Below are 14,784 nucleotides of genomic sequence, written 5' to 3' on the forward strand. Positions count from 1 at the left end.
ATAACTGATGGCAAATCGGATTGATTTTGGATGATTTGTTGATCTTGTTTTTGGTGAGTGGTGAGGCGATCGTGTCTTTTAGTGAGTGATTGGGCGATCTCGTTCATGATTAATGATTATTGCCAAAAAGGATTTAAAAAAAGTTGAATGTTGCAACATTTGTGGTAACATCAAGCCAAAAGATGATTAAACATAATCTACTTGAGAAAACAGCCATGCTTCTAAATGTCAAAAAAAGAGGAAACTCCCTAAGCGTTATCATTCCAAAAGAAATGGCAGTCAGCATGAATGTTGATGATGGCGATAATATTTTTGCAACTAAAACTCCCTCTGGATATGAGATTTCAGCATACGATCCTGATTTCGCAAAAAAGATGGAAGTAGCCCGACGGGGGATGGAGAAATATCACAACGCATTGATTGAGTTGGCTAAATGATCGAACCTTATTGGCTTGAAACTCATGACGTTTGCGCTATACATAATGAAATTATCGCCGAGTCGGGTGGTGCTGCGGGAATTTTGAATGAAGGCGCTTTGGAATCAACTTTATTCAAGCCCAGAAATATCTATCATTACGAAGAAGATGTAACTTTATACAAACTAGCTGCATCTTACGGCTATGGGCTAGTAAAAAATCATTGTTTTGTTGATGGTAATAAGAGAATTGCCCTGATCGCTGTTTATACATTCTTAGCAATTAATGGAATTGAACTTATAGCATCAGAGACTGATGCAGCAATCTTTTTTCTAGAATTAGCCGCAAGTTTTGGAAAACAAGAAGAAGATATGAATAGATTAGCAAATTGGCTGCAAATTAATAGCGAACCTATTAACGATTAGTGCGATTGTGTTGTTTTTAAGTGAGTGATTGGGCGATCGTGTTTTGGGTGAGGATGGTGATTTGGCGATCGCGTTTTTAGGTGGTTGGTTAGACGATCGCGTTTTTGGGGGTGGTTGTGCGATCGTGTTTATAAAATGAAACTCAACCCATCACCCTTTCTTTCGCTTTCTCATAAGCAGGATCATGAATATCAAAACTAATCATCCTTACCCTTTTCGGCGCAGGCTTCTCAAAAATCCGATAGACCAGCCTATACTCTGCTTCATCAAAAGGAATCTCTAAAGCATGATAACCACGCAAATCACCCTTTAACTTATGACAACGCAAAATCCCACCAGTATCAGGGCTTGACTGCAAAATAGGCTTGAACAAGTCCTCAAAATCAGTCCTCAAAACCATCGGCAAAATTGGCAAATCCTCTGATATTACAAGCGGATGCACCTGCAAAAAGTACTTAGCGCGTATAGCCACGCAGCTTAATCTCCCTATTCACCTGTTCCAAATCAAACTCTTCATCTAGAGTTCCCATCGTCACCCATTCATCTTCCTTAATGGGTTCAGCAATACGATCAATTGCCTTAGACTCAGCAGAAATCAAAACTAATCGATTTTCTCTTTGTAACTTCTCCGCGATCGCCTCACGCAACCAATTCATTCGCCCCTGTAAAGGCAAGCTATTAAAAATATCTGAGGGCAAAGACACTGTGATGCGCTTATTTATACTTTTTGCTTTCATTTCAGTACCTCTTCAAATCAATCCTCTTAAAAATTCTATAAACGGATACTTCAGAATGATTACCATCATTACACCTGCTTCTGTTGCTGGCGCTGCCGTGCTTTTGCCTTCACTGCCTGTATATCAAGAAGTGAAACTGATGTTCGATATTATGAAACTTTTGTGCAAGAGCAGATGTGAATAATTGATATACATCATCATAGCCCCTGATAGCCTTTGAGCGCTAATACATAAGCGGTTGCGCTAGTACTGCCTTTTTTGTTTTTGTGGTGACAGCGAGATTACTGTTAGACTAGTAAATGCGCGAAATTGTGTAACCCGTCAACTTTGCGTAACAAACTTAACTTTTGAAAGATTTTCGGATAATTACCACTATGTTCTGGGCGGATAAATTTGCAGCAGATGCAAGCGGCGATCGCATTATTGTTAACGATTCTAAAACCCCCTCTGGGCGCGTCCATGTCGGCTCATTGCGCGGGGTTGTGATTCACGATGCCATCTATCGCGCCCTTAAACACGCAGGCAAACCCGTCACCTTTACCTATGGTGTTGATGACTATGACGCTCTCGACACCGTACCCCATTATTTAGACAAGGAGAAATTTTCGCCCTATCTCGGCTATCCCCTTTGTAATGTACCTTCGCCTGAAGCGACAGCGACTGACTATGCCAAGTACTTTATGGGAGAATTTTTGGAAGTATTTGAGCATTTAGGCGTGCGTCCTGAAATCTATTACCTGCGCGATCTCTATCGTTCGGGCAAAATGAATCCCTACATTGATCTCTTCTTAAATAATGCTCATCTCGTCCGTGAAGCCTACAAAGAAGTCAGCAAAGCCGATCGCCCCTCAAATTGGTATCCTTTCCAGACCATTTGCGAAAACTGCGGCAAGATTGCGACTACCGTTGTCACTGACTACCAAGATGGCAAAGTTTTCTATACCTGCCAGCCCAATGCTATGGAATATGTCAAGGGTTGCGGTCATACAGGCTGGGTATCACCCTTTGATGGCAATGGTAAATTACCTTGGAAGGTAGAGTGGGTAGCGAAATGGGAAGTCGTCGGCGTATCGATCGAACTCGCTGGTAAGGATCACTCGCAGAAGGGTGGCTCCCGTGATGTGGCTAACTCCATCAGTCGCAAAGTCCTCAAAAAGAATCCCCCCACCCATGCTCCTTATGAGTTTATCTTGGTCAATGGAACGAAGATGAGTTCTTCTAAGGGAGTTGGTTCTAGTGCCAAGGAAATTGCGGATTTATTACCCCCTGAGCTACTGCGATTCCTGATGTTACGGACACAGCCTCGCAGTGTGATTAACTTCATGCCCAACTATGAGACCGTCACTCGACTCTTCCGTGACTATGATACTTTGATTGGCAAATATCAAGATGATGCACCAAAAGATGAAAAGGCTCAAGAAGAACTAGTTCCCCTCGTCTATTCGCAGTTGAATACAGAGGAAAAAGTGGAAGGTTATCAAGCCTTTGACTTCAGTACTTTAATTTCTTTGCTGCAAATTCCTCACCTCGATCTCGAAGCCGAAATTGCCGCTAGAAGTGACAATCCCCTTAGCGATCGCGATTGGGCGGTGGTACGCGATCGCATTCGTGTGGGCAAAAAGTGGCTACAAGACTATGCCGATGAAGAAGAGAAGTTAGTTTTGTATCTTGATTCCATTCCTGAAAAAGCCAAGACTCTTACTGCTGAGCAAATCACTTACCTTGAGGCATTGGCAGCTAACCTCGCAGGCGATGTTAGTTGGGATGGGGAAGAACTCCAAACTTTACTATTCAGTACTTCTAAGCAAGTAGAAGTTTCTCAAAAGAGTGCATTTGCGGCTGTTTACTATACCTTCTTAAATAAGGAGAGAGGACCCAAGGCAGGTAGTTTACTTTCTTATTTAGAAAAAGATTTTGTGATTCAACGCATTAAAGATGCGATCGCACTAAATCTTGTGGCAAGCAACTCTTAAAAAAATCATCTAAAAAGTAGGTGCTTTGCACCTACTTTTTTTGTTGCAGCAACCATAGCTGTCGCCAAAAGAAGAGAAAGGCGGCGCAAAGCGCCGCCTTTCTCTTCTTGGGTTTTATATTTTTTAATTGCGCCTAGCTACTTATGTAGAATGGAAAAGGGTAAAAGGCGATCGCAAACTATGTCTGCTAAAAATTTAGCAATCTTAGAGATTAGGGAATAAAGATTATGAAAACCTATTATCGTTCTACAGCCATTAGTTTGCTAACTTTTGCCATGATGAGTTTTCCATCTCTAGCTTCACCGATTAAGTCGATTCCAGCGCCTTCAAATCTTGCGGTTTCTCCTAATCCTATCCCTCCCAAGATTGCCATTAATAAAGTAGAGCTTGATTCGCGTTTAGTAAAAGCCAGCACTAAGTTTGGATTTAATTTATTCAATCAAATTTTTCAGCAAAATCCCCATAAAAATATTTTCATTTCCCCGTCAAGTGTCGCGATCGCTTTGGCAATGACCTATAACGGGGCGAATGGTCAAACTCAAAGCGCAATGGCAAGGACATTAGAACTAGAAGGAATTTCGACCAATGACATCAATAATTTTAATCAACTATTGCAAGTATCTCTGTTAGATAGTCAAAATGATACGGAGATCAGTATCGCTAACTCACTTTGGATAAATCAGAATATTGCCCTAGAACGTTCTTTTGTAGAAAAGTTAAAAACCTACTATCAAGCTACAATCAAAAACCTCAATTTTGACGATTCTAGTTCGACCCAAATTATTAATGATTGGGTAAAACAACAAACTAAAAATAAAATCCATCAGATCGTAAAGAGGGCAAGTAATGATACTGTCGTTATTTTGATTAATGCTATTTATTTCAAAGCTAATTGGGCAAATGCTTTTGATAAATCACTGACCAATCTCAAACCATTTACTTTAGAAAATGGTACGACAATTCAACATCCATCCATGTCTCGCTTAGGTGAATATCGCTATCTTGATAGACCAAAGTTTCAAGCGGTGAGGATTCCCTATCAAAATAGACGCTTTCGGATGGATATTTTCCTGCCTAAAAATACATCGAGCCTAGCAGAGTTTCAGCAGCAATTAACCTTGCAAAATTGGCAAGATTGGTCAGATAGTTTTCAAATTAATACAGGACTAGTTCAACTGCCCCGTTTTAAAGTCGAATATGAGTTGGAACTTAATCAAGTCTTGAAAAGCCTCGGTATGCAAATAGCCTTTAGTCCATCCGCAGACTTTCGCAATCTGACATCATCAGCATCTTCTATTAGTGAAGTGAGGCATAAAACCTTTGTTGACGTAAATGAAGAAGGTACTGAAGCCTCTGCCGCCACTTCAGTACGAGTATTTCGTGGTGCTAGTAGAACATTTCAGATGATCATTGATCGACCATTTTTCTTTGCAATTAGCGATCGCCAAACTGGCACAATTCTATTTATGGGCACAATTCAAAACCCAGCCTTAAAATAATACAAAAGCAGAAAATGGCTATGCCATTTTCTGCTTTTATAGCTGTCGCCATTCTTGTTAGGACATAAAACCTAAATAGTGTAAGGCGACGCGAAGCGCCGCCTTACACTATTTGGGCTTTGATTGACTATAGCTATAAAAGCAAAAAGGTAAGAATCGCTTGGGAATTCTTACCTAGATTATTTTTGACTTGCTTCGCAAGTCAAAAATGGAATTAACGAACGAAGGCAGGCATTACTTCAGCAGCGGTCATCAGACCATAAATACCGCGCTGATGAAATTGTTTCCCAGACTTGAGATAGCCAAAGGCGGGTCCACAAACATTGGCTGCCATGCTGGTTTCATCGCCAAGGGTGAAAGTATGAGTGGAGATTTTGCCTTCAAAGGTGCGTCCTGTCAGCTTCATATTTGTACTGAGAGGCTTCTTCGGATTACGAGTATCAACTACACCACCAACGGTAACGCGATCGCGATCGCAAATTCCGACACGCTCGAGCATAATGTCATCGGCATGTTCCATATTTTCCAGCGAGATTAAACCATTGGTCTTTTCTAGCAGAGCTTCTACTTCCGCATCTGTCATCGCTTGGGCAATATCAACTGTATAGCCCGACATATGGGCGATATCTTCGCGGATAGTAGCGCGGTAGGCATTCCAGTTCGCAATGCCTACCCCGAAAGTAATTTCGACCTTGTGGACTTCCGCAAAACTCTGAGCCGCGATCGCGGCAGCGGCTGTCAATAAACCGGGGGTTGCGCCACAGCCAGACATATAAGTAATGCCTGCGGCTTCTAGTTCAGGGGCAAGGGCAATCATTTGCTCAACGGCGCTAGTGCGTTTGATCGCATCAACTAGCACACCCTTCCAACCTGAAGCGATGAATTGCTTAGCCACGCTTGCCATGAAGGTATTGGGCAAGTTCGGCAATGCGAGGAAATAACCATCAACATCTTTTGCCGTAGCGATCGCCTCAGCAATACTGTCTTGAGTAAGAATACCCGATCCTTCGAGATAGCCCAGTGAGCCTTTGTTTTGGTAAGTGGCGATCGCTTTGTTAGCATCTAGCCCCTGTGGGTCATAGGCAAAGCCTTCTTTGTCGGCAGCTACGACTAGCTGCATTTCTTGCTTAGCGCTAAGCAATTTCGCCGCCGCTTGTCCTAATCCACCAAATCCTAAAATTCCAACTTTTAATGTCATTTAAGTTTAACTTCGTTTATCGCTATGGGAGTTTACAATTCTGATGCGATCCTTTAATGTGCCATATTTTCGGACGCAATGGCACATTAGAATTTAGGAGTCAGCAATTCTCATTATGAACGAAGGCTAGTCAAACCGTTGATATAGGGATATTGTAAATAACATGATGATTGATTTAGGGGAAGAGCTTTGAAAGCACAAGGCTCATTCGACAGAATTGTAGAAATTTTCCGACAACAACTAGAATCATTGCCAGACAAGCGGACAGGCAAAAATAGTCGCTATGGCATGGAAGATGCAGCCATGAGTGCATTCAGTGTATTTTTCACTCAAAGTCCATCATTCTTGTCTTACCAGCGGACAATGGAGCAGACAAAAGGGCGAAGCAACGCCCAAAGTTTATTTGGGGTGCATAAAATACCAACGGATAACCATATCCGAGACTTGCTAGACCCAGTGCAACCTAAAGAAATGTTTCCAGTGTTCGAGACAATCTTGGAGACGATAGAGCAAAAGGGGAAACTGCAAAGATTTCGAGGATTCGCCAACAATCTATTAATGGCGCTAGATGGGACAGAGTACTTTAGTTCAAAACAAATACACTGTCACCATTGTTCGAGTAGGAAAATGAAATCAGGAGAAATTCATTATTTTCATAGCGTAGTTACGCCAGTTATCGTCAGTCCACATCAATCGCAAGTGATTCCCCTAGTACCAGAATTTATTGTGCCGCAGGATGGAAATGACAAGCAAGACTGTGAGAATACAGCCGCCAAAAGATGGTTGTTACAACATGGCAGTAAGTACAGTGCATTCAAGGTAACTGTTTTGGGTGATGACCTTTATTCTCGCCAACCCCTCTGCCAAATGCTATTAGAGCAACAGTTCAACTTCATCTTAGTCTGCCGCCCCGAATCTCACCCCACTATCTATGAGCATATAGAAGGGATTGCTTTGCCAACGGTGGTTGTCAATAAGTGGACAGGGAAAGTTCAAGAGACCTATACCTACCAATATGTCAATGGGCTACCTATCAAAGATGGTGACGATGCTTTGCTGGTTAACTGGTGTGAACTAACTGTGACTAGACCTGATGGCAAGGTAGTTTACAAAAACTCTTTTGCCACCAATCACCTGATTACTGAGCAAACAGTGGTGGAAATCGTGCTGGCTGGTCGTACTCGTTGGAAAGTGGAAAATGAGAATAACAATACTCTCAAAACTAAGGGCTACAACCTAGAACACAACTTTGGACATGGCAAGGAGCATCTTGCTTCATTCCTAGCCACCCTCAATATTTTGTCCCTACTATTTCACACGTTATTGGAATTGGTCGATGACAAGTACCAGTTATTGCGCTCTCATTTGCCAACCCGCAAAACCTTTTTTAACGATTTACGCGCCTTGACTCGATATCTTGTTTTTGATAGTTGGGATCATCTTTTGACTTTTATGATTCAAGGTTTGGAGTTAGATCTCCCTCCCAACAGTAGTTAATTTTTCATAATGAGAATTGCTGTTTAGGAGTAGCTCAAAGTGATGATTCTGTAAGAGTTGCTATGATTTTTGTCGGTTGCTATTTTCAAAGCGGACAAAATTAGTAAGCAATAGTGTTCTAAGAACAAAGGATAGGGACATTAGGACGATATTCAGTCAAGTTAGCATCCAAGTCTAACAGGGAAATAAAACGCTCCTGTAAATGAAGATTTAGAGCAAGACGTTTGGAACTAGCTATAGAGAGAATAAAAAGTTTAGGGGATTGATGGAGTCGAAAACTTTTGTTGGGGTTTACTCAGTAGATTGGGTGATATTAAATTTGTGCTGCTATTTATAGCTTTTACCAGTCTAGTGAAGTAAAGGTTTATTTGCTCGCCTTCGGCGAGCAAATAAACCTTTTTACCTTGCTTGCTTGAAAAACGCTATATCTGGTGTAGTTGTTCAATAACCGTACCTTATTACGATGCAGGATTTTTCTATGTTTTTTGATTCTGCCCAAAGTATTGAGATAAGCCTGCAAAACAATTCATGTCCAAAGACTCACAAATCATCACTTTGAATATTTGTGGGGTAAGTTTCAGCGATCAGATCACAATTTCTTAGTGATTTTGGTAAGAATTTTACGATCTATGATTAGAAATTCTTATACTTTATCCGTAAATGTTTTGCTTAACTTCTTGATGATTTATATATAGATCCCAGCTTTTCTTACCAAAAAATCTAGATTCAGTTCACTACAAACATATTTAGTTGATTAATCCTAAATAGATTCTATAAATTCAATTTTTGTATCTATCTTGAGATTGATTTATCACTATTTTGGGCACTTTGTTTCCGAGATCATGTCTTCATAGGGTTTGTATACACGCAAAACTTACTTGATCTCCTTAATAAACCCGATATTTTCTTGGATATTGAATCGCTATGCACATAAAAAATTTTTGAGCGCAAAAACACCTATATCTAAAGGCATACTTTTACGGGGTGTTTTTAGTGATTTTGGGCACAAAGTTCCATTTTTATAAAGAATTCTAATGAGAAAGAAGCAAAATTTTGATTTTTAATGAGAAAGAATGGCTTAAAAACTCTTCTAGTAAGGGTTTAAGCTAAAAACTATTGCCATTCTGAATAACCATGTTAATCTGAACGACAAGAACAAAAGTATTAGTGCTTTGTTCCCAAATTACAAAACTATACGTTTCTGGTTTTGCTTGTCAGTAAGTCTGATACAAGCTCAATGAGGAAAATCTTAATTTGTAATTCAGTCGTTTATCTTCATTTTCTGCTTTACCTATGCTTAATTGGAACTGGAGCTATACTCTCTCTAACTCAGTAGTAGCTCTTGCTATCATCTCAAGTCTTGCTAGCCATAGTGCACAGGCACAAACAGGAACTCAATCAGAAGTCAAAGCTACTGATACATCTATTTCTTCTTCGCCACAATCTAATAACCTCAAGATAGGCGAAACAAGGTCGCAAGCTCTCACGAAGACTCAAGATGAAGCGATCGCTAAAATATATACTCATAAGCTAAATGGTAAGAATGCTGCAACCGTATATGTACGTGGCATCCCTGTAGTTACTTACATTGAATCTGAAAGCACCTCCTCTACATCAACAGAAGCATCTAAATCAGCTTCAGACAACACTCTTAAGGATAGTGCAAGCTCATTAAAGAATAAGAGCGAAATTAAGGGTGAAACGAAAAAGAACTCGGAGTTAGTTAAGTTACCATCTAATGACATTCAAACAACTGAAGTTCAAGCGCCAAAGGCTGAACTTAATAGTTCTAATAAGTCATCAAAGGTAACTGATAGTTCTGATTATCTGTTAGCTTCCCCTAATCCTGTAGAACGCGCCACGGCTGCTGCTGCAATGATTAATCAGCTTAATCGTGATGGACTGGATGCTAGCAAAATTGTACCTGCTTGGAATAATGGAAGCTATGTGATTAAATTTGGCGATCGCACAGTTTTAAAGTTTGATCAACATGCCATATTTACTGAATCTCAACAAGATAAATCTGAAGATGTTCTTGAATCCGCAAACTTGCTGCGACGCTTACTAGGTGATGCAAATCCCGTCTCAGAAGTTGCTAACGCTCCTAAGAAACGCATGGCTCCAACTTCTGTATTCAGTCCTACTTTGAATAGTCGGATCGTTGGCACAATGACGGGAATGGCTTCTTGGTATGGTCCAGGATTTGATGGTAACTACAGTGCTAGTGGTGAAATATTCAATGCTAGTGATTTAACGGCTGCTCATCCTAGCCTTCCATTTGGGACTCTTGTAAGGGTTGTGAATATGGATAATGGTCAGTCAGTAGTAGTACGCATTAATGATCGCGGTCCCTATGCACATGGTCGTGTGATCGATGTTTCTACTGCTGCAGCAAACATGATTGGCTTAATTTCTTCTGGGGTTGCGCCTGTAAGACTTGAAGTTTTGTCTAGATAAAAGAACGTAGGTCTGCAATTTGAGACAGGAGTTGGGTAACAACTCCTGTCTCAAATTGCAGGATTACAAATAAGTCTTTGTAATCCTGCAATTATAAAATTTGTAAGATTAGCCATAGTTTATTTACGCGCCTCAGGCGGGCAAATAAACTAATTTCATTAGATTAATAAGCGCTATAAATTGCAAATAGTACAAAAAGCATAGTCACTTCCTACAAGAGGCGGCTATGCTTTTTATAATGATTTCGTTGAGGTGATTACTTGACACAGTTATTTACCACGATCGCTTCTCTGCGTAATTATTTAAATACTCAAAGATCTAAACAAGCAATTGCACCAGCCCTTGCTAATGTCTCAGTAGGACTTGTGCCAACAATGGGGGCTTTGCACATTGGGCATTTAAGTTTGATCGATCGCGCCCGCACTGAAAATGCTTGTGTGGTGGTCAGTATTTTTGTCAATCCTTTACAATTTGGGGCAGGGGAAGATTTTGATCGATATCCACGCACGCTCGAAACGGATCTTCACGTTTGTGAAACCGCAGGCGTTGATGCAGTTTTTGCACCAAGCGCCGATGAAATGGGCGTAACCGCAGCAAAAGTGACTCAAGTAATCCCACCAGCAGAAATGACTGGTACTCTCTGTGGGCGATCACGCATCGGGCATTTTCAAGGGGTAGCCACTATCGTGACTAAGCTCTTAAACGTTGTTCAACCTGATCGCGCTTACTTTGGGAACAAAGATGGTCAGCAGGTGGCAATTATTCGCCAGTTGGTCAATGATTTGAATATCCCTGTAGAAATTATTGGTTGCCCGACATTACGTGAGCCTAGTGGATTGGCTTACAGTTCTCGAAATCAATATTTATCATCAAGCGATCGCATTTTGGCGGCGCATATTTATCAAAGTTTGCAGCAAGCCAAGCAGCAGTTTTTTTTGTGTCATGACCTTTGCTCACCCTCCCAAATCATCGAAGTTGCCCAGAATTATTTAGCCAAGCTACCTGAGATCAACCTAGAGTATATTGAATTAGTTGATGCAAAGACCTTGCAACCATGTAGCCAAATTACGTCTGAAGCAGAGTTAATGCTGGCGATCGCTGCTCGAATTGGAAATACACGCTTAATCGATAACATTTTGCTGAGTCACACTATTACCCCCCGAAAACCGATCATTGCGATCGATGGTCCCGCAGGTGCGGGCAAATCAACGGTTACGAAACAAGTTGCGAACAAACTAGGTTTATTATTTCTAGATACTGGGGCAATGTACCGTAGCATCACTCTAGCCGTACTCCAAGAAGGCATTGATTTACGCGATCAAGAAAAAGTAAAAGCGATCGCGGCTAACTCGAAAATTCAGCTATTTGCCAATCCCATCGTAGGGCAACCAATGCAAGTATTGCTCAATGGTGAGGATGTAACTACTGAGATTCGTACCCCCGAAGTCACGGCTAATGTTTCTACAATTGCGGCTCAACCCTCAGTCCGTGAAATTTTAGTCAAGCAACAGCAACTCATCGGTCAGTCAGGTGGTGTGGTCATGGAAGGTCGTGACATCGGAACCCATGTATTTCCTGATGCTGAAGTTAAGATCTTTTTAACTGCTTCGGCAAAAGAACGCGCCAAACGTCGTCATGCCGATCTCATTGCCCAAGGGCAAGTTGCCCCCGACCTCGCCACCCTTGAGCAGGAAATTGCTGAACGCGATCGCAAGGACTCTACTCGCGAATCTTCACCCTTGATTCAAGCAGAGGATGCAACTTTAGTGGATACAGATGGTCTAACTATAGAAGAAGTGGTCACTGCTATTGTAAATTTGTATGAAGCCAAGGTGCAAAATCTATGAAGACATCAATCACTTCACTTTTTCAAGGAAAAAGGAAAAAGGAAAAAGGAAAAACTAAGCGAGCATTGGCAATTAGTAAGTTATTCCTAATTGTGTTACCGCTTTTGGCGATCGCGACTAGCTCCTTGCCCCCTACTCAGGCTCAAACTACAAATACGGCGCTCACAATCCGTGCGGATATTCAAGAAGCGAATGCTAATACAGGTGTAGTGACTGCCACGGGTAACGTAAAAATGAGTTATCCCGCCCGACAGATCGATGCGATCGCTGAGCAAGCACAGTATTTTTCTAAGGAACAGCGTGTAGTTTTAACGGGAAATGTGGTTGTTACTCAAGAAGGTGTCAATAGCATCAAAGCGCAAACGATTACCTATCTCGTCAGTGAAGGTAAGTTTGTTGCCTCGCCGCCTAATAATCAACAGGTAGAAACGATTTATGTGGTTCCAGACCGCGAAGCAACCAATACCCCTGCAACCTCCGCTTCACCAGTGAATCAAATCAAGCCTGCATTTAAAAAGCAACAAGTTAGCCCACCCAGTTTAGAAAATAGTTCTGGTAAGTCTAAACCATAACTGACAAAAACAGCTTGGTGATCGCCACACTTCGTGTTAAGTTCCATACCTCTCAACACCCCAAAAACAATTGAGTAATGATATTGAGTAATGCAAATCACCCTCGACAACGTTAGTAAAAATTACAACGGTAGACAAGTTGTTCAGCAAGTGAGCCTTACCGTAAAACAGGGGGAAATTGTCGGTTTGCTAGGTCCCAATGGTGCTGGCAAGACCACCTCGTTTTATATGGCAACAGGGCTAGTCCAACCTGATAGCGGCAGTGTCTGGCTGGACAAACAAGATATTACTCGTTTACCAATTCATCAAAGGGCGCGGATGGGCATGGCATATCTAGCACAGGAAGCAACTATTTTTCGTCAGTTATCGGTACGTGACAATATTTTGCTAGTGATGCAGCAAACTAAAGTACCTCCGAAAAAGCAGATTCATCGCCTCCGTACTTTGTTAGAAGAATTTCGGTTGACGAAAATTGCGGATACGATGGGAATCCAAGTCTCAGGGGGAGAGCGTCGGCGTACTGAAATTGCGAGAGCTTTGGCTGTTGGTGAAGAGGGACCCAAATTTATTTTGCTGGATGAACCCTTTGCGGGGATCGATCCGATCGCTGTTAGCGAAATTCAGACCATTATCAGTAACCTGCGCGATCGCAATATGGGGGTTTTGATCACTGACCATAATGTTCGCGAAACACTGTCAATTACTGATCGTGCTTATATCATGCGTGATGGTGAAGTATTTGCTGATGGCTCTAGCCGAGAATTAGCTAACGATCCTGATGTTCGCAAGTACTATCTCGGCGAAAAATTTCATTTTTAGTGATTTTTTATTCCTAAATGGGATGAAAAAAAATAATCGACCCAAAAACCTGTAATCTCGAATAGAGTCATAATTCAGAAATGGCAACCTTACAAACGACGCATCCGAGGAAGAAAGCTACAAACGTGTCGCAGGGATGGCTACCGAAACTATCGATCATGGATCGCTATTTGTTCACACAAATGCTAACCCCATTTTTATTCGGGGTGGGGGCATTTTCCTCGGTGATTTTAGCGATCGGCTCACTATTTGAACTAATCCGCCTAATTACGGATTCGGGATTAAGTATTTGGACAGCATTTCAGATTTTTGGCTACCAAGTCCCCGGATTTATGGTTTACTCATTCCCGATGTCGATGTTACTCGCGACATTACTTTCCTATAGCCGTATGTCTGGGGACGGCGAAACAACAGCTTTACGCAGTTGCGGGGTGAGTGCATACCGATTAGTTTTACCTGCATTGGTACTGAGCCTCTTTGTCACGGGTATGACCTACGTGTTTAATGAGGCGATCGTCCCTGCGGCAAACTGGCAATCACGCAGTACATTACGAGCTGCTCTCAATCAAGAAAATCTCCAGTTTAAAAAGCAGGACATTGTCTATCAACAATATGGGGAAGTGCCGCAAGATGATGGCACAACTAGGCAGGGCTTAGTTCGTAGCTTTTATGCCCGTAGCTTTGATGGCAAGGAAATGCGTGGGTTAACAGTCTTAGACTTTTCACAAGGACAAATTCAGCAAATTTTGTCTGCGGAGTCAGCAGTTTGGTTACCCGATCAAAATGTTTGGAAATTTAGCAAAGGCACAACCTATCTCGTTGGCGCAGATGGCAATTATCGCAGTATTCTCCGCTTTGACGATCAAAATCTTAAATTACCTCGCGCACCCTTAGATTTGGCTCAAGAACAGCGTAGTGCTGAGGAAATGAATATCGAAGATATTCGCCGCAATATTGAACTCCTGAAACAGTCTGGCAATACTAAAGAGATCCGCAAGTTAGAGGTCAGACTAGAGCAAAAATATGCACTTCCCTTTATCTGTGTTGTATTTGCGATCGTTGGGGCATCTTTAGGAATGAGACCACAGCGAACTGGTGCAGCGATCGGGTTTGGCTTAAGCGTATTAATTATTTTTGGCTATTATTTACTACTCTTTATCTGCGGTGCGCTTGGTCAGGTCGAGTTTCTCTCACCAATTGCCGCCGCATGGATGCCAAATTTAATTGGTATTACCGCAGGTTTTATCATTCTGACCCGTGTCACATAAATCAAAAAGGATATTAGCAACTGAACAGCAATTCTCATTATGAAACATAATGAAAAAAGCTATGCAAAAAAGGGCG

13 protein-coding genes are annotated in these 14,784 nt (G+C 41.7%); 10 read left to right on the top strand and 3 right to left on the bottom strand.

Annotated elements, in window-relative coordinates:
- Positions 1–143: 143 nt before the first annotated feature.
- Both HC246_RS17510 and HC246_RS17515 read left to right on the top strand, forming a co-directional pair.
- On the top strand, positions 144–437 hold the full coding sequence (locus tag HC246_RS17510) for an AbrB/MazE/SpoVT family DNA-binding domain-containing protein (protein WP_263972526.1): 294 nt from the start codon (positions 144–146) through the stop codon (positions 435–437).
- Positions 434–841, top strand: a complete 408-nt coding sequence (locus HC246_RS17515; protein WP_169364758.1) for a type II toxin-antitoxin system death-on-curing family toxin — start codon at positions 434–436, stop codon at positions 839–841. The genes HC246_RS17510 and HC246_RS17515 overlap by 4 nt, the downstream gene beginning before the upstream one ends.
- Before the next feature lie 142 nt (positions 842–983).
- On the opposite strand, the gene HC246_RS17520 is transcribed toward HC246_RS17515, so the two are convergent.
- Both HC246_RS17520 and HC246_RS17525 read right to left on the bottom strand, forming a co-directional pair.
- Positions 984–1,313 carry a hypothetical protein gene (locus HC246_RS17520; RefSeq protein WP_169364759.1) on the bottom strand — a complete coding sequence of 110 codons (330 nt, stop codon included), beginning with the start codon at positions 1,311–1,313 and terminating at the stop codon, positions 984–986.
- A complete protein-coding gene (locus HC246_RS17525; protein WP_169364760.1) occupies positions 1,297–1,578 on the bottom strand; it encodes a hypothetical protein in 282 nt (93 codons plus the stop codon). Before HC246_RS17525 ends, HC246_RS17520 begins: the two co-directional genes overlap by 17 nt.
- A 374-nt stretch (positions 1,579–1,952) precedes the next feature.
- Here HC246_RS17525 and lysS point away from each other — a divergent pair, with 374 nt between their 5' ends.
- Positions 1,953–3,551 (top strand): lysine--tRNA ligase, encoded by a 1,599-nt coding sequence (gene lysS, locus HC246_RS17530; RefSeq protein ID WP_169365214.1) that lies wholly within the window; start codon positions 1,953–1,955, stop codon positions 3,549–3,551.
- Between the two features lie 227 nt (positions 3,552–3,778).
- Positions 3,779–5,050, top strand: a complete 1,272-nt coding sequence (locus tag HC246_RS17535; protein WP_169364761.1) for a serpin family protein — start codon at positions 3,779–3,781, stop codon at positions 5,048–5,050.
- A 214-nt stretch (positions 5,051–5,264) separates the two neighbouring features.
- Here HC246_RS17535 and bioU read toward each other — a convergent pair whose 3' ends face one another.
- Positions 5,265–6,248 carry a (S)-8-amino-7-oxononanoate synthase BioU gene (gene bioU / locus HC246_RS17540; RefSeq protein WP_169364762.1) on the bottom strand — a complete coding sequence of 328 codons (984 nt, stop codon included), beginning with the start codon at positions 6,246–6,248 and terminating at the stop codon, positions 5,265–5,267.
- A gap of 216 nt (positions 6,249–6,464) precedes the next feature.
- On the opposite strand from bioU, the gene HC246_RS17545 reads away from it, so the two are divergent.
- The 6 genes from HC246_RS17545 to HC246_RS17570 all read left to right on the top strand — a co-directional run bounded on the left by HC246_RS17545 (position 6,465) and on the right by HC246_RS17570 (position 14,708).
- Positions 6,465–7,745 carry an ISNCY family transposase gene (locus HC246_RS17545; RefSeq protein WP_169365215.1) on the top strand — a complete coding sequence of 427 codons (1,281 nt, stop codon included), beginning with the start codon at positions 6,465–6,467 and terminating at the stop codon, positions 7,743–7,745.
- A 1,293-nt stretch (positions 7,746–9,038) separates the two neighbouring features.
- Positions 9,039–10,202: a septal ring lytic transglycosylase RlpA family protein gene (locus HC246_RS17550; RefSeq protein WP_169364763.1), complete on the top strand. Its 1,164-nt coding sequence runs from the start codon at positions 9,039–9,041 to the stop codon at positions 10,200–10,202.
- Between the two features lie 260 nt (positions 10,203–10,462).
- Positions 10,463–12,049, top strand: coding sequence for a bifunctional pantoate--beta-alanine ligase/(d)CMP kinase (locus HC246_RS17555; RefSeq protein ID WP_169364764.1), 1,587 nt, complete (start codon positions 10,463–10,465; stop codon positions 12,047–12,049).
- A complete protein-coding gene (locus HC246_RS17560; protein WP_169364765.1) occupies positions 12,046–12,621 on the top strand; it encodes an LptA/OstA family protein in 576 nt (191 codons plus the stop codon). The genes HC246_RS17555 and HC246_RS17560 overlap by 4 nt, the downstream gene beginning before the upstream one ends.
- Before the next feature lie 90 nt (positions 12,622–12,711).
- The gene (gene lptB, locus HC246_RS17565; protein ID WP_169364766.1) at positions 12,712–13,440 is read left to right on the top strand and encodes an LPS export ABC transporter ATP-binding protein; all 729 of its coding nucleotides are present in this window, start codon (positions 12,712–12,714) and stop codon (positions 13,438–13,440) included.
- Positions 13,441–13,520: 80 nt separating this feature from the next.
- Entirely contained in the window at positions 13,521–14,708 is a 1,188-nt protein-coding gene (locus HC246_RS17570) for an LptF/LptG family permease (protein WP_169364767.1), read from the top strand.
- Positions 14,709–14,784: the final 76 nt, after the last annotated feature.

It is taken from the genome of Pseudanabaena yagii GIHE-NHR1, from assembly GCF_012863495.1.
Lineage (GTDB): Bacteria > Cyanobacteriota > Cyanobacteriia > Pseudanabaenales > Pseudanabaenaceae > Pseudanabaena > Pseudanabaena yagii.